This window comes from Streptomyces sp. SolWspMP-5a-2 (assembly GCF_900091845.1).
Classification (GTDB): domain Bacteria; phylum Actinomycetota; class Actinomycetes; order Streptomycetales; family Streptomycetaceae; genus Streptomyces; species Streptomyces doudnae.
Window position 1 is genome coordinate 20,575 of the sequence record NZ_FMCI01000323.1, and the last position, 18,850, is coordinate 39,424.

Annotated in this window: 13 protein-coding genes; 5 read left to right on the plus strand and 8 right to left on the minus strand. The window is 73.9% G+C overall.

Going from position 1 to position 18,850, the window contains the following annotated elements; translation table 11 throughout:
* Positions 1–11 precede the first annotated feature (11 nt).
* From ccrA to GA0115242_RS32080, 3 genes are all read right to left on the minus strand, one after another.
* Positions 12–1,355, minus strand: a complete 1,344-nt coding sequence (gene ccrA, locus GA0115242_RS32070; protein WP_093834761.1) for a crotonyl-CoA carboxylase/reductase — start codon at positions 1,353–1,355, stop codon at positions 12–14.
* A 499-nt stretch (positions 1,356–1,854) separates the two neighbouring features.
* On the minus strand, positions 1,855–2,685 hold the full coding sequence (locus GA0115242_RS32075; RefSeq protein WP_202556119.1) for a TetR family transcriptional regulator: 831 nt from the start codon (positions 2,683–2,685) through the stop codon (positions 1,855–1,857).
* Between the two features lie 130 nt (positions 2,686–2,815).
* Complete coding sequence (locus GA0115242_RS32080; protein WP_093834765.1) at positions 2,816–4,624, minus strand: 3-hydroxyacyl-CoA dehydrogenase family protein; 1,809 nt, start codon at positions 4,622–4,624, stop codon at positions 2,816–2,818.
* A gap of 368 nt (positions 4,625–4,992) precedes the next feature.
* Here GA0115242_RS32080 and GA0115242_RS32085 point away from each other — a divergent pair, with 368 nt between their 5' ends.
* Complete coding sequence (locus GA0115242_RS32085; protein ID WP_093834767.1) at positions 4,993–5,568, plus strand: adenylosuccinate lyase; 576 nt, start codon at positions 4,993–4,995, stop codon at positions 5,566–5,568.
* Positions 5,569–5,762: 194 nt separating this feature from the next.
* On the opposite strand, the gene GA0115242_RS32090 is transcribed toward GA0115242_RS32085, so the two are convergent.
* The 3 genes from GA0115242_RS32090 to GA0115242_RS32100 all read right to left on the minus strand — a co-directional run bounded on the left by GA0115242_RS32090 (position 5,763) and on the right by GA0115242_RS32100 (position 8,995).
* Complete coding sequence (locus tag GA0115242_RS32090; RefSeq protein WP_093834769.1) at positions 5,763–6,161, minus strand: RidA family protein; 399 nt, start codon at positions 6,159–6,161, stop codon at positions 5,763–5,765.
* Positions 6,162–6,221: 60 nt separating this feature from the next.
* On the minus strand, positions 6,222–7,799 hold the full coding sequence (locus GA0115242_RS32095; protein ID WP_093834771.1) for an alpha/beta hydrolase: 1,578 nt from the start codon (positions 7,797–7,799) through the stop codon (positions 6,222–6,224).
* A 137-nt stretch (positions 7,800–7,936) separates the two neighbouring features.
* Positions 7,937–8,995 (minus strand): Rv2578c family radical SAM protein, encoded by a 1,059-nt coding sequence (locus GA0115242_RS32100; RefSeq protein WP_093834773.1) that lies wholly within the window; start codon positions 8,993–8,995, stop codon positions 7,937–7,939.
* Positions 8,996–9,206: 211 nt separating this feature from the next.
* Between GA0115242_RS32100 and GA0115242_RS32105 the strand changes: the two genes are divergently transcribed.
* The 4 genes from GA0115242_RS32105 to GA0115242_RS32120 all read left to right on the plus strand — a co-directional run bounded on the left by GA0115242_RS32105 (position 9,207) and on the right by GA0115242_RS32120 (position 15,837).
* Positions 9,207–9,650 (plus strand): SRPBCC family protein, encoded by a 444-nt coding sequence (locus GA0115242_RS32105; protein ID WP_093834775.1) that lies wholly within the window; start codon positions 9,207–9,209, stop codon positions 9,648–9,650.
* Between the two features lie 187 nt (positions 9,651–9,837).
* Positions 9,838–12,234: an MFS transporter gene (locus GA0115242_RS32110; protein ID WP_093834777.1), complete on the plus strand. Its 2,397-nt coding sequence runs from the start codon at positions 9,838–9,840 to the stop codon at positions 12,232–12,234.
* Between the two features lie 174 nt (positions 12,235–12,408).
* On the plus strand, positions 12,409–14,859 hold the full coding sequence (locus GA0115242_RS32115; RefSeq protein WP_161353386.1) for a SpoIIE family protein phosphatase: 2,451 nt from the start codon (positions 12,409–12,411) through the stop codon (positions 14,857–14,859).
* A 252-nt stretch (positions 14,860–15,111) separates the two neighbouring features.
* The gene (locus GA0115242_RS32120) at positions 15,112–15,837 is read left to right on the plus strand and encodes a class I SAM-dependent methyltransferase (protein WP_093834779.1); all 726 of its coding nucleotides are present in this window, start codon (positions 15,112–15,114) and stop codon (positions 15,835–15,837) included.
* 103 nt (positions 15,838–15,940) lie between these two features.
* Here GA0115242_RS32120 and GA0115242_RS42360 read toward each other — a convergent pair whose 3' ends face one another.
* Together GA0115242_RS42360 and GA0115242_RS32130 are read right to left on the minus strand one after the other, a co-directional pair.
* Entirely contained in the window at positions 15,941–18,103 is a 2,163-nt protein-coding gene (locus tag GA0115242_RS42360; protein ID WP_093834781.1) for a hypothetical protein, read from the minus strand.
* Entirely contained in the window at positions 18,100–18,639 is a 540-nt protein-coding gene (locus GA0115242_RS32130; RefSeq protein ID WP_093834783.1) for a hypothetical protein, read from the minus strand. The genes GA0115242_RS42360 and GA0115242_RS32130 overlap by 4 nt, the downstream gene beginning before the upstream one ends.
* Positions 18,640–18,850 lie beyond the last annotated feature (211 nt).

Below are 18,850 nucleotides of genomic sequence, written 5' to 3' on the forward strand. Positions count from 1 at the left end.
ACCCCGGTGTCTCAGATGTCGCGGAAACGGTTGATGGCGTCGATGTGCCGGGCGCGCAGCTCCTCGTCCCGCACCCCGAGCCCCTCCTCGGGCGCAAGGCACAGGACGCCGACCTTGCCCTGGTGGGCGTTGCGGTGGACGTCGTGGGCGGCCTGGCCGGTGTCGGCGAGGGGGTACACCTTGGAGAGCGTCGGGTGGATCTTGCCCTTGGCGATCAGGCGGTTGGCCTCCCACGCCTCGCGGTAGTTGGCGAAGTGCGAGCCGATGATGCGCTTCAGGGACATCCACAGGTACCGGTTGTCGTACTCGTGGGTGTAGCCCGAGGTGGAGGCGCAGGTGACGACGGTGCCGCCCTTGCGGGTGACGTAGACGGAGGCGCCGAAGGTCTCCCGGCCGGGGTGCTCGAAGACGATGTCGACGTCCTCGCCGCCGGTCAGCTCGCGGATGCGCTTGCCGAACCGCTTCCACTCGCGCGGGTCCTGGGTCCGCTCGTCCTGCCAGAACCTGAAGTCCTCGGCGGTGCGGTCGATCACGGCCGTCGCCCCCATCCGACGGCAGATCTCCGCCTTCTGCGGGCTGCCGACCACGCAGACCGGGTTGGCACCGCCGGCCAGCGCGAACTGCGTGGCGTACGAGCCGAGTCCGCCGCTGGCGCCCCAGATCAGCACGTTGTCGCCCTGCTTCATGCCGGCGCCGTTGCGGGACACGAGCTGGCGGTAGGCGGTGGAGTTGACCAGCCCGGGGGAGGCGGCCTCCTCCCAGCTCAGGTGCCGCGGCTTGGGCATCAGCTGGTTGGACTTGACGAGCGCGATCTCGGCGAGGCCGCCGAAGTTGGTCTCGAAGCCCCAGATGCGCTGCTCCGGGTCGAGCATCGTGTCGTTGTGGCCGTCCGACGACTCCAGTTCGACGGAGAGGCAGTGCGCCACGACCTCGTCTCCGGGGTGCCAGGCGTTGACGCCGGGTCCGGTGCGCAGGACGACGCCCGCGAGGTCGGAGCCGATGACGTGGTAGGGCAGGTCGTGACGCCGGGTCAGTTCGCTGACCTTGCCGTAGCGCTCCAGGAAGCCGAAGGTCGACAGCGGCTCGAAGATCGACGTCCAGACCGAGTTGTAGTTGACCGAGGAGGCCATCACGGCCACCAGGGCCTCACCCGGGCCCAGTTCGGGCACCGGCACCTCGTCCAGGTGGAGCGACTTGCGGGGGTCCTTGTCGCGGGTCTCCATGCCCGCGAACATCTCCGTCTCGTCCTTGTGGACGGTGATCGCGCGGTACGACTCGGGCAGCGGCAGCGCGGCGAGGTCGGCCGGGGTCGCCTCGGGTGACTGGATCGCGTCCAGGATGTCCTTGACGGTCACGATGGGTCCTCCTGCGGATGACGTCCTGAGGGGGGACGCTGGTGAGGGATGAGGGTGCGGCGGCGCGTGGTGGCGCGGGAGGTTGCCTGTGACGCAGGCGTCCGGGCGCGCGGGTCATGGGCCCGCGGGGACAGCCGGCGTTCCCGAGGTCTGGGGCCGCCGGCCGCCCGGACACCTTCAACGTATGACACCCGGTGTCAGCTCGCAAGGCACTGCGTGCCACTAAATGCTCTCAGATGAAATCTTTACGCGACAGATGAGCGATGATCGATCGAACAGGGCCGCACGACGCCCTACGCGCCCCGCGGAATCGCCCTTTGCCGCACCCCGCGTCCCTCGCGGGACCGGCCCGAGCCACCCCTAGCCACCCCGCGTCAGCCCGTGTCCCGCGCGCAACCGCCGGGCACACGACGACGGCCGCCCCGGAGGACGGCCGTCGAGGATCGAGAGGGAGGACGGGGAGGGCGGGGAGAAGGGGGACGCGCGGGGGCGGGTTCGGTCAGCGGTCGCGGAGCGCTTCCTCGATGGTCCGCATGACCTCGTCCAGCGGGGCGTCCGTGCGGGCCACCGTGACCAGCACCTCGCCCTGGGCGGAGACCGCCGCCGGGACCGCCGGGCGCGGCGGCGCGGTGCGCCCGGCGCCGATGCCCGTCCCGAACGTCTTGCGCACGATCCCGAAGGCGTGGTCGAGCTGCGCCTCCACGTCGCCCTGGCCGCCCGCCCGCAGCCAGCGCCGCAGCACGTGGTTGTGCGCGGTGACCACGGCCGACGCGGCGACCTCCGCGAGCAGCGGATCGTCGTTGGCGTCGTCGTCGTGCGCGTGCTCGTCGAAGTGGCCGAGCAGATAACGGGTGAAGAGGCGCTCGTAGCGGGCCACCGAGGCGATCTCGGCCTCGCGCAGGGTGGGCACCTCGCGCGTCAGCTTGTAGCGGGCCACCGAGATCTCCGGCTGCGCCGCGTACATCCGCATGACTTCCTTGATGCCGCGGCAGACGGTGTCGAGCGGGTGCTCGTGCGCGGGGGCCGCGTTGAGGACGGCCTCCGCGCGGATCAGGGTGTCGTCGTGGTCGGGGAAGATCGCCTCTTCCTTGGAGCGGAAGTGCCGGAAGAAGGTGCGGCGGGCCACGCCCGCCGCCGCCGCGATCTCGTCGACGGTGGTCGCCTCGTACCCCTTGGTGGAGAACAGCTCCATCGCCGCCGCCGCCAGTTCGCGGCGCATCTTGAGCCGCTGGGCGGCGGCCCGCGTGCCGGCGGCGCTTTCCGGCACGTCGGGCGTAGCGGCTGTACGTGGGGACCTGGCGGGCTGGGGCATGCCCTGAACGTACTGCATGTGCGCAGCCCGGTGCGCATGTCGAGGGTTTCCCCCACTCGCCGGGGGCGGGGGCGCGCAGCCCGCCGGACGGGGTGCGGCGGCCCGCTCCGGCGCGCCGCCGCGCCCCTGCTCCCCGCCGCCGTCCGTCTCAGCGGCTGGCATATTCGCGGAAGCCGCGGCCCGTCTTGCGGCCCAGGCAGCCGGCGGCGACCAGATGTTCGAGGAGCGGCGCCGGGGCCAGACCGGGGTCGCGGAACGCGCGGTGCAGCACCTTCTCGATCGCCAGGGACACGTCCAGGCCGACGACGTCGAGGAGTTCGAACGGGCCCATCGGGTAGCCGCCGCCGAGCCGCATCGCCGCGTCGATGTCGTCCAGGGAGGCGTAGTGCTCCTGCACCATCTTGATCGCGTTGTTGAGGTACGGGAAGAGGAGCGCGTTCACGATGAACCCGGCGCGGTCCCCGCAGTCCACCGGGTGCTTCCCGATCCCGGCGCAGACCGCGCGGACGGTCGCGTGGGTCTCGTCCGAGGTCAGGACCGTGCGGACCACCTCGACCAGCTTCATCGCGGGCGCCGGGTTGAAGAAGTGCATGCCGATGACGTCCTGCGGGCGCGAGGTGGCGCGGGCGCAGGCCACGACCGGCAGCGACGACGTGGTGGTCGCCAGCACCGCGCCGGGACGGCACACCGCGTCCAGCGTCCCGAACAGCCGCCGCTTCACCTCCAGGTCCTCGGCGACCGCTTCGAGCACGAGGTCGGCCTCCGCGAACGCGTCCCAGGACCCGGCGGGCACGACCCGGTCCAGGACCCGGGCGGCGGCCTCCGCGGTCAGCCGTCCCCGGTCCACCGAGCGGGCCAGCGACGTGCCGATCCGGGCCTTGGCCGCCTGCGCCTTCTCCGCGGAGCGGGCGGCGAGGACCACGGGGTGGCCCGCCTTCGCGAACACCTCGGCGATCCCGGACGCCATGGTGCCCGAACCGGCCACGCCGACCGTGCGGACCGTGCGGCCGGGCACCGGGCCGCCGCCGGAGAGCGGGGTCAGCGCGTCGCGCACCACGGCGGCTGAGCCGGACTCGGCGTACGTGTAGAAGCCGCGCCCGGACTTGCGGCCCGTCAGCCCCGCCTCGCTGAGCTGCCCCAGGATCGGGGCGGGCGCGTGCAGCCGGTCGTGGGACTCCGCGTACATGGCCTCCAGGACCGTGCGGGCGGTGTCCACGCCGATCAGGTCCAGCAGCGCGAGCGGGCCCATCGGCAGCCCGCAGCCGAGCCGCATCGCCGCGTCGATGTCCTCCCGGGAGGCGTACTTGGCCTCGTACATCGCGGCCGCCTGGTTGAGGTACCCGAACAGCAGCCCGTCCGCGACGAACCCGGGCCGGTCGCCGACCGCGACGGGTTCCTTGCCCAGGTCGAGCGCCAGCCGGATGACGGCGGTGACGGCGTCCGGCGCGGTCAGCACCGAGGAGACCACCTCGACCAGCCGCATGGCCGGGGCCGGGTTGAAGAAGTGCAGGCCGAGGACGCGCTCGGGGCGCCGTGACTCGGCGGCGAGCCGGGTCACCGAGAGCGCGTTGGTTCCGGTGGCCAGGACGGTGTCCGGGCGGACGATCGCGTCGAGTTCACGGAAGACGCGCTGCTTGATCTCGTAGGACTCCGGGGCCACCTCGACGACGAGGTCGGCGTCGGCCGCCGCCCGCAGGTCGGTGGAGACGCTGATGCGGGCGAGGAGGTCCGCCCGCTCCTGTCCGGTCAGCCGCTCGCGCGCCACGGCGCGGGCGGTCGCGGCCTCCACGGCGGCGACCGCGCGGACGGCCGCGGCCTCGCTGACGTCGATGCCGACGACCGTGCGTCCGGCCGCGGCGAGGACTTCGATGATGCCGGTGCCCATGGTGCCGAGGCCGACGACGGCGACGGTGCGCAGGGCGGACGCGGCGGTGGGGTGGGACGGGGGAGTGGCCATCGCGGGACTCCAGGATGAGGGGTGACGACGGGGAGCGCGCCGGACGGGCCGGGAACGCGACCGGGGCCGCGGGCACGTCAGGTGCGGAGGGAGGGTGTGGTGCGGGGCACGCACGCGGGCCCGGTGCCGCCGTGCGGGGCGTGCACACGCCTCGCAGCGGACGGCGGGATCGACCGGCCCTGTCCCGGGACCGGCGTCGCGCGGTGCTCTGACGGCGGCTGCGTCACCAGGCCGTCGTCAGCGGAAGAGCGAGTGGGTGACTCGCTCGTCTGAGCTTAACCGGCGGGTAACGAGCGCGCCACCCCCTGCCCGGGTCGTCTTCGTGATGTACGTCCCCGGAGATCCGCGACGGCTCTAGGCTCGGGTTCATGGACGAAGAGTCGCGATCGCTCACGGAGCGCTTACGGGCGGAGTCGGGAGGAGGCGCCCGCTACGAGCGTCTCGTGGCCACCGGGGACACCGACGAACTGGCGGGGGTGCTCACCGAGCCGGGACAGCCGCTCTGGGCACGGGAGTTGGCCGCGTTCCGGCTGGGACTCGCGGGGGACCGGCGGGCCTTCGAGTCCCTGGTCCTGCTGCTCAACCACCGCGACCCGCAGCGCTGCGCCTCCGCCGCCCACGCCCTGGCCCGGCTCGGCGACCCGCGCACCGCCCGCGCCGCGGCGGCCCTCGCCACCAACGAACTCCGGGTCGCCTACGCCCTCCAGCCGGTCAGGCTGCTCGCCGAACTCGCCGCGCCGGAGTCGGTCCCGGCCCTGATCACCACCCTGCGCCGCCGTCTGCACCCGCACGACCCCTACCGCCGGGTCGCCCTGGCCTGCGTCGACGGCCTGGGCACCCTGAAGGACACCCGGGCCCGCCCGGTCCTCAACGAGGCGCTCGCCCACCCGGCACTGGCGGAGGCGGCGGTGCGCGCCCTGGCCCGGATTCCCCGTCAGCGCTAGGGACTTGGAAAGCGGTGCCGGGGCGGGCTCAGGCGCGGTCACCGGGCCCGCCGCGCGCGGACGCCCTCGCGGCGGCGGTCGGGGAACCCGGCTCAGGGGCCGCCGTCCGCCCGCGGACTTCTCGCGGCAGCGGTCCGAGGAGGACCCGGCTCACGCCGGCGCCGTCCGGCCGCCCGTGGATGCCCCCGGGCGCCTCACCCGGCGACCACCGCCCAGGCCTCGATCTCCATCAGGAACTCCGGGCGGACCAGCGCGGCCACCTGGACGGCGGAGATCGCCGGGAGGCGGTCGTCGGGGAGGTGGGCGGCGCGGGCGGCGCGGATCGCCGGGAGGTGCGCCATGTCCGTGACGAAGAAGGTGAGTTTGACGACGTCGTCGAAGCCCGCGCCCGCGGCTCGCAGGCAGCGGCCGAGGTTCTCGAAGACCTGGCGGGCCTGCGCCGCCGGATCGCCCTCGCCGACGATCCCGCCCCGCTCGTCGAGCGCGAGCTGGCCGGAGACCGCGACCAGGCGGCCCGCGGCGGTCACGACGTGGCTGTACTGCGCGGCGGGGAAGACCCCGTCGGGGGCGGGAATCCTGGTCAGCTCACTCATGGGGCCATCGTGCACCACGGGTCTGACAACGCCCCCGACGGGACTCGCGCGCGGGTGCCGTCAGTTGCGGCCGAGCAGCCCGTGCAGCGTCGCGCCGTGCGCCGTGGCCGCCGCTGCCTTGGACGTCAGCGGCTTCGGGTCGGGCAGCTTGGCGCACACCGCGTCGACCGTGCCGTGCCCGCGCGGCACCGTGCCCTTGGACAGGTAGTCCGCGAGGTAGCGGTCGAGGCAGGCGTTGCCGCTCAGCGTGATGCCGTGGTTGCCGCCGCCCTCCTCGACGACCAGGCTGGAGCGGGCCAGCATCCGGTGCGTCGTCACCCCGCCCTCGTACGGGGTCGCCGCGTCGTTCGTCGCCTGGAACAGCAGCACCGGCGGCAGCTTGCCGTTGGCGATGTTCACGGGCTTCCTCGGGGCGGTCAACCAGGAGGCGCAGGCCGCGTTGTACCAGGTGTTGTTCCAGGCCATGAAGGGCGCCTTCCCGTACACCTCCCAGGTGTCGCGCTCCCAGCGGCGCCACGAGCGCGGCCAGGCGGCGTCCCGGCACTGCACGGCCGCGTAGACGCTGAAGCCGTTGTCCCCCGCGGCGTCGACCGCGGCGAAGTTGCGGTACGCCTCCACCAGCGGCCCGGTCTTCTTGTCGTGCACGTAGGCCGCGAACGCCTCGGCGAGGTAGGGCCAGTAGCCGTCGTAGTAGCCGCCGGGGATGAAGGTGTCCTCCAGCTCCGAGGCGCCCACCGTGCCCTCGGCCGGCTTCTTCGCCAGCGCCCGGCGCATCGCGTACCACCGGGCCTCGATCTTCTCGGGGTCGGTGCCGAGCCGGTAGGTCGAGTCGTACCGCGCGATCCACGCCATCAGGGCGCGGTGGCGGTCGTTGAACGCCAGGTCCTGGGACAGGTTGTCGTCGTACCAGACGCCCGTGGGGTCCACGACGGAGTCGAGCACCAGGCGGCGCACCCGCTCGGGGAACAGCTTGGCGTACACCGCGCCGAGGTAGGTGCCGTACGAGTAGCCGAAGTAGTTGATCTTCTCGGCGCTGACGGCCCGCCGGATCGCGTCCATGTCCCGCACGGCGGAGACCGTGTCGATGTAGGGCAGGACGTCCGCGTACTTCGTGCCGCAGGCGGCGGCGAAGGACCTGACCCGTTCGAGGTTGGCGCGCGCCAGCGCCGGGGTGGCGGGCACCGAGTCGGGGCGCACCGGCGCGAAGAACCCGGGCCTGCAGTCCAGGGCTGGGCTGCTGCGGCCGACGCCGCGCGGGTCGAAGCCGATCACGTCGTACTGGGCCGCGACCGCCTTCGGCAGCGACGACGCGACGAAACCGGCCAGTGTGCGGCCGCTGCCGCCGGGCCCGCCGGGGTTGACCAGCAGGGGTCCCTGGAACTTCTTCGCGGTGTGCGGGACCCGGGACAGCGCGAGCGTGATCTGCTTCCCGCGCGGGCGCGCGTGGTCCAGCGGCACCTTCAGGGTCGCGCACTGGAGCGTCGGGTAGTCGGTGGTGCCGCACTTCTTCCAGGCGGGGCTCGCGACGGCGGTGGCACCGGCCGCGGCGTCGCGCGCGCTGGCGTCGGCGGGGGCGGCCAGGAGCGTCCCGGCGACGACGAGGGCGGAGACGTGGACGGCGGCTGCGCGTTTTCTCAAAAGGGTCCTCCCAGGACGGAGGGGCTGCGGACCGCGGAGGTCGCGGTCCCGGCCGCATCGTCCCGGAAAGGGGCACCGGAGGAACACGTTCCGCCCATAGTTGACCCGAACGGGTCCGGGGATGCCCTCTAACGCTCTTAAATGAGCGAAAGTTGCGTGGGTTCTGACGTCTCCGGTACGGGAAGAACCGTTTCGGCCGACTCGGGCGGACGGGGCCGCCGGGGCATGCCCGCCGTCGCGGGTCCGATCCCGTACTCCTGGGCCAGCTCGTGGACCTGACGGGTGATCCGGCGCTGGTACCACTTCGGGGCGTAGGCGCCGTCCGCGTACAGCCGCTCGTACCGGCGCACCAGGTGCGGATGGTGGCGCTCCAGCCAGGCCATGAACCACTCCCTGGCCCCCGGCCGCAGATGCAGCACCAGGGGCGTGAGGGAGGTGGCGCCCGCCTCGGCCGCCGCCCGCACGGTGGCCCTGAGCCGGGCCGGGTCGTCGCCCAGGAAGGGGATCACCGGGGCCATCAGGACGCCGCAGCCGATGCCGCGCTCGGCGAGGGCGCGGACCACGTCGAGGCGCCGCTCGGGGGCCGGGGTGCCCGGCTCCACGGTCCGCCACAGCTCCGCGTCGAGGAAGCCGACCGAGACGCAGACGCCGACGTCCGTGACCCGCGCCGCCTCGGTCAGCAGCTCCAGGTCGCGCAGGATCAGCGTGCCCTTGGTCAGGATGGAGAACGGGTTCGCGTGGTCGCGCAGCGCCGCCAGGATGCCCGGCATCAGCCGGTAGCGGCCCTCCGCGCGCTGGTAGCAGTCGACGTTGGTGCCCATCGCGATGTGCTCGCCCCGCCAGTTGCGCGAGCCGAGCTGGCGGCGCAGCAGTTCGGGGGCGTTGGTCTTGACCACGATCTGGGAGTCGAAGCCGAGGCCGGTGTCCAGGTCCAGGTAGCTGTGGGTCTTGCGGGCGAAGCAGTACACGCACGCGTGCGAGCAGCCCCGGTAGGGGTTCACCGTCCATTCGAACGGCATCCGGGACGCGCCCGGCACCCGGTTGACGATCGAGCGGGCGCGCACCTCGTGGAAGGTGATGCCCCGGAACTCGGGGGATTCGAAGGTTCGGGTGGTGACGGCGTCGGCGCCGAACAGCGCGGCGTCGGCGGCCCGGCGGTGGTCGCCGGAACCGACTGAGAGGTTCTCCCAGCGCATGAGGCCTCCTCGGTAGCACTGGCCACATAATAGAACATTAGTTCGCATGATCGTGCGCGACGGCACGCGCCGAACGCTTTCGGACACGTTCCGGCCCCGCCAGGACCGGGAACCGACCCCTCCGGCACCGGGAACCGACCCCGATTTGGGGGCCCGCACCCGGGGGTGGTTGGCTTGCCCCGATCCCGAGAACCAAGCCTGGAGGAAGTCAATGGCGCAGGTAGAGGCGACTACGGAGCGGGTCGTCGAGGCGGACCCGGAGAAGGTGTTCGACGCCCTCGCCGACTACAGCGGCACGCGGGCCGGCCTGCTGCCCCACCACTTCAGCGAGTACGAGGTGCGCGAGGGCGGCGACGGCGAGGGCACCCTCGTCCACTGGAAGCTCCAGGCCACCAGCAAGCGGATCCGCGACTGCCTCCTGGAGGTCACCGAGCCCACCGACGGCGAGCTGGTCGAGAAGGACCGCAACTCCTCCATGGTCACCACCTGGCGGGTCACCCCGGCGGGCGAGGGCAGCTCCCGGGTGGTCGTCACGACCGTCTGGAACGGCGCGGGCGGCATCGGCGGCTTCTTCGAGCGGACCTTCGCCCCCAAGGGCCTCGCCCGGATCTACGACGAGCTGCTCGGCAACCTCGCCACCGAGGTCACCGAGTAGCGCTGTCGCGCCCGGAGTCGGGACGTCCCGCTCCGCGCCCAACGCACGGCACCCCGGCGGCCGTTGGCCTCCCTCACCGGTTCGAGTGGATCTCCAGCGGACCGCCGGGGACACCGTAACCCGCCGCCCGCGCCCGCAGTTGTCGCCCTAAGTGCGACAACGGTGGGCGCGACGAGGGGAGCGGTACGTGAGCGGGACCACGCTGGTGGAGGGGCAGCCGCCCGCGACGGCGGGAAAGGCGCCCCCGCACCCCCGGGCCGCGGAGCCCGCCGCGGCGGGCGGACTGAGCCCGCGCCGGGTCCGGCTGGTCTTCGTCGGGCTCATGCTCGCGCTGCTGCTCGCCGCGCTGGAGCAGATGATCGTCGCCACCGCGCTGCCCAGGATCGTCGGCGAACTCCACGGCCTCGACAAGATGTCCTGGGCGATCACCGCCTACCTGCTCACCTCCACCGTCGGCCTGCCCGTCTACGGCAAACTCGGCGACCTCCTCGGCCGCAAGGGCGTCTTCCAGTTCGCCATCGTCGTCTTCGTCATCGGCTCCGCGCTGGCCGGACGGGCCCGCACGATGGACCAGTTGATCGCCTTCCGCGCGGTCCAGGGCGTCGGCGCGGGCGGACTCATGATCGGCGTGCAGGCGATCATCGCGGACATCGTCCCGCCCCGCCGCCGCGGCCGGTTCATGGGCCTGATCGGCGCCGCCTTCGGCCTCGCCTCGGTCGCGGGACCGCTCCTCGGCGGCTACTTCACCGACCACCTCTCCTGGCGCTGGTGCTTCTACGTCAACGTGCCCTTCGGGCTGCTGACCCTCGCTGTCATCAGCGTCGTCCTCAAACTGCCCAGGCCCGCCGCGAAGCCCCGGTTCGACGTGCTCGGCGCCCTGCTGCTCGCCACCGCCTCCACCTGCCTGATCCTGCTGACCAGTTGGGGCGGGACCGAGTACCCCTGGCGCTCACGGGAGATCCTCGGCCTCGGCGCGGGCGCCGTCGTCGCCACCGTCCTCTTCCTGCTCGCCGAGCGCCGCGCCGCCGAACCCCTCATCCCGCCACGGCTGTTCACCAGCTCCGTCTTCAACGTCACCGGCCTGGTGGGGCTCGTCATCGGCGTCGCCCTGTTCGGCGCGGCCAGTTACCTGCCGACCTACCTCCAGATGGTCGACGGCGCCTCCGCCACCGAGTCGGGGCTGCTGATGCTGCCGATGATGGGCGGCATCGTCGGCGCGTCCGTCGTCTCCGGCCAACTCATCAGCCACACCGGGCGCTACCGGCTCTACCCCATCCTCGGCTCCGCCCTCTCCGTCCTCGGCATGTGGCTGCTCTCCCGCCTCCAGGTGGACACGCCCCGGCTCCACTACAGCCTCTGGATGGCCGTCCTCGGGGCCGGCATCGGCATGGTGATGCCGGTGCTGATCCTCGCCGTGCAGAACTCCGTGCGCCCCGCCGACCTCGGCACCGCCACCAGCGCCAGCACCTACTTCCGGCAGATCGGCGGCAGCGTCGGCGCCGCCGTCTTCGGCACCCTCTTCGCGGGACGGCTCTCCGACGCCCTCGCCGACCGGCTGCCGCCGCGCGCCGGGGCCGCCCTGCCCGACCCGGAGTCCCTCACCCCGCAACTCGTCCACGCGCTGCCCCCGGGCCTGCGCGACGACTACATCCGGGCCTACGCCGACGCCATGCCCCGGATCTTCCTGTACCTCGTGCCGGTGCTCGTGCTCGGCCTGATCATCGCCTTCTTCCTCAAGGAGAGTCCCCAGGTGTCCCACAACGCCGCCGAAACGGAGAACGCGCCCGTGAACGCCCCCGTCCCGCAGGCCCGTTCCGCGTACACCGCGGGCATCGCGGTCTGCGGCACCGTGCAGCACCCCGACGGCACCGTGGTGCCCCGGGCCGCGCTCACCCTCATCGACGTGGCGGGCACCCAGATCGGCCGGGGCGCCAGCGGCGAGGACGGGCGCTACGCGCTCGCCACCCCCGGTGCGGGCGCGTACGTGCTCATCGCCGCGGCGGGCGGCCACCAGCCGCAGGCCGTCTCGGTGACCGTCGGCGAGCGCCCCGTCGAACTCGACGTCGTCCTCGGCGGCGCCGGACGCCTCGCGGGCAGCGTGCTCACCGCCGACGGCACCCCCGTCCGGGACGCCACCGTGACCCTCACCAACGTGCACGGCGAGGTCGTCGCCAGCACCCGCAGCGCCCGCGAGGGCGGCTACCTCATCACCGAGCTGGTCGCGGGCGAGTACACCCTCGCCGCCAGCGCCCCCGCCTACCGCCCGGCCGCGCTCCCGGTCACCGTGCAGGCCTCCCGGGAGACCCGGCAGGACGTCGAACTGGCCGGTGGGGCGGTGCTGCGCGGTACGGTCCGGGCGAGCGGCGGCCGGGCCGTCGAGGACGCCAGGGTGACCCTCCTGGACGCCGCGGGCAACGTCGTCGACACCCTCACCACCGGGCCCGACGGGACCTTCCGGTTCGTCGACCTGTCGTCCGGCGAGTACACCGTGATCGCCGCCGGGTACCCGCCGGTCGCCACCGTCCTCCAGGTCGCGGGCGGCGGTCGCACCGAGCGCGATCTGCAACTCGGCCACGAGGACTGACCGGTCCCGGCCACCCCGGTGGCCGGGACCGCGCCCCGCGTATCGTGCGCCCGCGCGCACCAGTGCGCCCCCCGTGCCTCAATTCCCCGATTGCCGCACATCGTCACCGAGCCGCCCCGTACGGTGTTCGAGGTGACAGATCTTGCGGGAGCCGTGGGAGAGAGGGCCTGGGCCATGGACCGTGGCACCGAGCGGGACGCACCTTCCAGCACGGGAGCGGGTGACGGGCCTGCTCCCGATCCCTCCGGTGCCGGGCGGGTGCCGCTGGCCGTCGTCGTGGTGGACCGCGCGGGGCTGGTCTCCCACTGGAGCAGGGGCGCACGCCGGTTGTTCGGCGTCACCAAGGAGCAGGCCATCGGCAGCACGGCCGTCGACCTGCTGCCCGTCGCCGGAGCGCTGCCGGACGAGGACGAGACCGGGCCGTACGGGGAGCACGGCTCCTACGACGGGCTCGGCCCCGGCGTCGAGAGCGCCCTCGGCGCCCGCTTCTCCTACCCGGCCGCCGGACGCGCCCGGCTCACCGTCCCCGAACGGGACCGGGTGGACGTGCTGTGGTGGGCCTACCCGCTGGTCGGGCCGGGCCCCGAACGGCTCCTCGTGCTCGCCGCCGACACCGCGGGACTGCGCCACGACGACCCCGGCCGCGACCTCGCCCACGAGCGGATCGCGCCCGGCTTCGCCCTGCACACCGACTTCGACGGCGCCGACGAACTCGCCCGCAGGCTGCCCGACATCCTGCCCAGCATGAGCGTCGGCGAGGCCGCCAGGATCGTCGCCCAGGTCCTCGAACTCGGCTACCCGGTCCTGGAGTTCAGCCAGAACGACCTGGTGCCCGTCACCCCGGACTGGGGCGTGCCCCGCCGGGTCGCGCGCCGGGCCCGCCGCGAACAGGCCGCCCGCGCCGCGGCCGAGGGCCTGCCCGGCGAACCCGAGGACGAGGAGAAGGACCTGGAGTACGCGGCCGTCCGCGAACACCTGGAGTTCCTCAACGAGGTCAGCGGACGGATCGGCACCTCCCTCGACCTGGCCGCCACCGTCCTGGAGGTGAGCCGCGCCGTCGTACCGCGCTTCACCGACGTCGCGGGCACCTATCTGCGCGAACAGGTCGTCGCGGGCGAGGGGTTCCCGGACGGCGTGCCCGACACCACCACCCTCTGGCACCGGGTCGCCGTCGAGCACACCGACGAACCCGGCCGCTGGGACGACGTCGTGCCGGTCGGCGAGGCCATGCCGTTCCCGGCGCACACCCCGTTCTTCCAGTGCATGACCACCGGGCGGCCCGTCCTCGTCCCGCGCATCACCGAGGAGATGGGGCACGCCATCGCCGCGCAGTTCGAGAAGCGCGACATCCGGCCCCTGATCAACGGCCGCTCCATGCTGGTCGTCCCGCTCACGGCGCGCACCGTCGTCCTCGGCTTCATGATCCTGCTGCGCCACCCCGAGCGGCCCGTCTTCACCGACATGGACCGGGTCACCGGCGCCGAACTCGCCGTCCGCGCGGCCCTCGTGCTGGACAACGCGCGCATGTACACCTACCAGGAGAACGTCGCCGAGACGCTCCAGGACAGCATGCTGCCGCAGATCCCGGCCCGGATGGCCGGCTGCGACATCGCCACCCGCTATCTGCCCGGCACCCTGCTGGGCAAGGTCGGCGGCGACTGGTTCGACGCGGTGAAGCTGCCCGGCGCCCGTACCGCCCTGGTCGTCGGCGACGTCATGGGCCATGGCCTCAACTCGGCAGCCATGATGGGCCAGTTACGCACGGCCGTCGCCACGATGGCCGCCCTCGACCTGCCGCCCGTGCAGTTGCTGCGCAACCTCGACGACCTCGCCCTGCGCCTCGGTGACGGCTACCTCGCGACCTGCCTCTACGCCGTCTACGACCCGATCGCGGGCGAACTGCTCCTCGCCAACGCCGGTCACATCCCGCCCGTCCTGGTCCGCGCCGACGACGGCCGCAGCGAACTCCTCGACCTGCCCACCGGTGCCCCCGTCGGGGTCGGCGGCGTGCCCTTCGAGGCGGTCCGGGTGCCCGTGCGCCCCGGTGACCGGCTGGTGATGTGCACGGACGGACTGGTCGAGATGCGCGGCGAGGACATCGGCGTCGGCCTGGCGACGCTCTGCGAGTCCGCCGCCCACCCGGCCGCCTCCATGGACCACGCCTGCGACACCATCATCCGCGCCCTCAACACCCGGGGCGGACGCAAGGACGACGTCGCCCTGCTGATGGCCCGGCTCAACGGGCTCGCCCCGGAGGCCGTCGCCGAGTGGCGCCTCGACCCCGACCCCGCCGAGGTCCGCCGGGCCCGCGCCGCCGTCCGTGAGCGGCTCGTCGGCTGGGGCCTCGAACGGCTCGCCGACCCGGCTGTGCTCATGGTCAGCGAACTCGTCACCAACGCCGTCCGGCACTCCCGGCGCGGGCCGGTCACGCTGCGGCTGGTGCGCGGCGACACCCTGCTGTGCGAAGTGGACGACGACGACACCGAGTTGCCGTCGCTGCGGGCCGCCGGGCCCACCGACGAGGCCGGTCGCGGACTGCAGGTGGTGAGCGTGCTGGCCCGGGAGTGGGGCACCAGCCGCACCGCCACCGGCAAGACGGTCAGCTTCGAACTCGCCCTCCCCTGACGCTGACACCGGGCGCGGACGGAGCGGCCGGCGGCCGGGGTGCTCCGACGGGCCCGGACGACGTCCGGGTACGGCTGTGGCGCCCCGGTACCCGGGGATCGGCGGGGGCGTGTGGGGTGTGCGCGGGCGTACGGAACGCGACCGGGGCGTGAAGGAATGCGCCTTGCGCTTGTCGGGGCCGGTGAGGGCGCGGTAGGACCGTACTCGCCCGCTCTCGGCGGCGGGTCGGTGGCGCGTCCTGGGGAGTTGGACATGAGCGTGACGAGTCGGTACCGCGAGGCCTGGGAGGGCTTCTGGCGCGAGGCGCCCGAGGAACCGGGGGCGGTGTTCTGGGACGCGGAGCCGGTCCTGACCGCCGCCCACCATCTCGCCCTCTACGAACCGTACTTGACGGACCCGGGGCTCCCGCTGGTGGACCTCGGCTGCGGCAACGGCACCCAGACCCGGTACCTCGCCGACCGCTTCCCGCGGGTGATCGGCGTCGACCTCTCGGGGGCCGCCGTCGGCCACGCCCGCCGTGCCGATCCCGGCGGGCTCGCGGCCTACCAGGTGCTCGACGCGGCCGACAAGACCGACACGGACACCCTGCGCGCCGAACTCGGCGACGCCAACGTCTATGTGCGGGGCGTGGTGCACCAGGCCGCGCCCGAGGACCGGCAGCCGCTGGTGGACGCCGTCGCGAGCCTGGTCGGCGGGCGGGGCCGGGCCTTCCTCGTCGAACTCTCCGAGCGCGCCCGGTCGGTGCTCGCGGAGCTGGCCGGACGCGCGGCGGGCCCGCCGCCCAAACTCGCGCCGGTCCTGCGGCACGGCATCACGCCCGGCGAGATGCGGGACGCGGCCCTGCCCGAGTACCTGGGGGCGGCCGGTCTCACCGTCCTCGCCAGCGGTGAACTCCCGCTCACCACCACGGAGTCCGAGGAGAACGGCACCCGGGTCGCGCTGCCGTCGCGCTGGTACGTGGCCGGGCGCACGGGCTGAGCCGACCGTCCCGCCCCCGTCGTGCGGACGGGTCCGCCCCCGCGCGGGAGCGGACCCGTCCACGGCCCCTCCGGGGCCCTTCCTCCCCTTCGGGGCCGGTCGGTCAGCCGGTGGCCCGGCCGCGCCGGTAGGCGGCCCAGCCGGTGGCCAGCAGCGCGGCGGCGACGGCTGCGGTGCCGATCACGCCGACGCCGGTCGAGGCGAGGCTGCCGCCGGTCGTGCCGGTCGCGCTGTAGCCGCCGCCGGTGGAGCCGGTCCCGGTGACACCGGCGGTGCCGTCCGTGCCGTCCGTGCCGCCTGTGCCGTCGGTGGAGCCGGTGACGGAGCCGGTGCCGCCCGACCCGCCGGTGCCCGAGGCGGACCCGCCGGTCGCGCCGGACCCGCCCGGATCGCCGCCTTCGCCGCCCGTGCCGCCGTCGCCGCCGGTGCCGCCCTCCGTGGCGCCGCCCGTGTCGTCGCCGTCGTCCGGTTCGGTGACCGTGAGGGTGACCGGGGCCGTGCGGGTGGTGCCTGCCGTGTTGGTGAACTCCGCCCGGAAGCGGTGCCCGTTCTGCTCGGCCCGCGCGGTGAAGGCGTACGTCGCCTCCGTCGCGCCCTCGGCGTCCGCCCAGGTGTCACCGCCGTCGTCGCTGACCTGCCAGCGGACGGCCGGTGCCGGGGTGCCCTCGGCCGCGGCGGTGAAGGTGACCTCGTCGCCCGGGGCGGCGGAGCGGTCGGCGGGGGAGCGCAGCACCTTCGGGGAGACCCGCCGGTCGAGCCGGACGACGGTGCTCTGCGCCTGGTCGGTCAGGTAGACGGTGCCGCCGCCCGGCGTCACGGCGACGCCCGCGTTGGCCTCGGCGCGGCTGCCGGGCAGGGCGGTCGGCTCGGCGGCCCGCTCGAAGCCGGCGCTGTCGAAGACCTCCAGTGAACCGACGTTGTCCGCGCCGTCGTCGGCGCTGCCGTAGTCCTCGCGGAGCACGAACGCCCGGTGGGTGGCGGTGTCGAAGGCCAGCGCGGTCGGCCGGTCGGCTCCGTCCAGGGTGGCGAGCAGGCGCGCGTCCGGCGAGTAGACCAGGACCGCGTCCCCGACTCCCGCCCAGACGTTGCCGGTTGCCGGGTCGGCCTCCAGGAACGTCACGTATCCCGTGGGGAGTTCGGCCGTCGCCGTCACCGTGAAGGAGCCGGTGTCGACGCGCCGGAGCGTGCCGCCGGTCGGGCCCGCCGACCAGGCCGCGCCGTGCGCCGGGTCCACGCCGAGCACCGAACCGCCGTCCAGGGTGATCGTCCTGCGGACCTCGCCGGTCGCGGTCCCGACCTCGGAGAGCGCCGGGCCCTGGGCGACGAGGACGGTCTCCGGAGTGGTGCCGGGGCCGGTGCCGGTGACGGTGGCGCCCGCGAGCCAGACGCCCCCGGCGGCGGTGTCGCCCGCGCGCGCGGTGCCGATGCCGCGCAGCGGGTAGTGGAAGACGACGCCGTCACCCGCCAGCGGGGCGATCAGCGACGGCACGTTGCGGGCGGCGAGCGCGCCGGTGGCGCCGGGCGCCTGCGCGATGTGCGCGAGGACGGTCCCGTCCGCCGGGTCGAGGGCGTACAGACCCCGCTCGTTGACGTCCGCGGTGTCCGGGATGTCCACCGAACCGACGTACAGTTTCCCGGAGTCGGGGTGCAGCAGCAGGTCCTGCGGGCGGCCCGCGGTGGTGAAGGCGGCGGTCCGCGCGTAGCTGACGGTGCCCGCCGGGACGTCGACGCCGTCGCCGCCGTCCTCCGGGACCGTGCCCCGGAAGGTGACCGGGACGCGCACGTCCTGCGAGCGGTCGCCGGTGCCCCGGTGGTCGACCCGGGTGACGACCGAGCAGGCGACCTGGAGGCAGTCGACGTTGGAGTCCGCGCCCCTGACGGCCAGTTCGACGTCGAAGGTGCCGTCCGGGCCGTAGGCGAGGGCGAGTTCGCCCTCGTTGGGGTCGCCGGACGGGACGATCCATTTCGAGGACCCGCCGTCCGAGCCGCCGACGCAGGGGCCGGGGACGCGGTCGTCCCCGTTGTCCTTGCACAGGGCGACGTAGATGCCCTTGGACGCGTCGTAGCCGGAGCCGGCCACCCGGAGCCGCTCGCCGTCGGGGGCGAGGTCGGCGGTGGCGGAGACGGTGAGTTCCTGCCCGTCGCGGCCGTGCGCGGTGACCGGGGTGTCCGCGGCCCGCGCGGCGGAGCCGGTCGCGATCGAGGCGGTCACCAGCGCGGCGGCGCCGAGGAGCGCCGCCGGGCCTCTGGGGTGGGTCCGTGTCACTGGAACGTGATCGGGACGTGGACGTCGTACTTGCGGTCCGCGCTGTCGAAGTGGTCGGCGCGGGTGACCACGGCGCAGGTGACGTCCTCGCCGCAGACGCTGCCGTCGTCCAGGGTCGCCTTCACGTAGATGGAGACGCTGAAGGTGCCGCCGGTGCCGAACTTGGAGCTGTTGGCGAAGAGTCCGCCGTAGGTGTCGTTGACCCAGTGCGAGGCCCCGGTGGTGCCGGACTCGTCCTGACCGCCGAGGCAGGGGCTCGGCTTGTTGGCGCCCTGCGCGCCGTCGACCACGCACAGGCCGACGTAGACGCCCTGGGTGGTGTTGTAGCCGGAGCCCGAGACGGTGATCGTCTGGCCCGCCGCGGCGGCGGTGCCGGGGGAGGTCAGCGACAGGTTGTAGGTGGTGCCGGAGTCCGTGACCGTGCGGGTGGCGGTGGCCGCCGAGGCGGAGGTGGCCAGGCCCAGGGTCAGCGCGGCGGACGCGGTGACGGCGAGGGCGGCGCGGGCGGCGGTACGGGGGGAGGGAACGGCTCTCATGACGAGGCGCGCACCTTTCTCGGCGAGGCGAAATTAGGTAAGGCTTACCTAAGTGCACGGGCCATGGGTTTGTCAACGCGCGGCAAAGAAGGCCAAGTTCGCCCCATGGGGTGGCGGGTGCGCCGGGGAGTGTCCGGTGGGGGCGGCGCGCCGGACCGGTCGCCCGGCCGGGCCGCGCGGCACCCGGGCCCGGACGTCCTGGCCGGTTCCG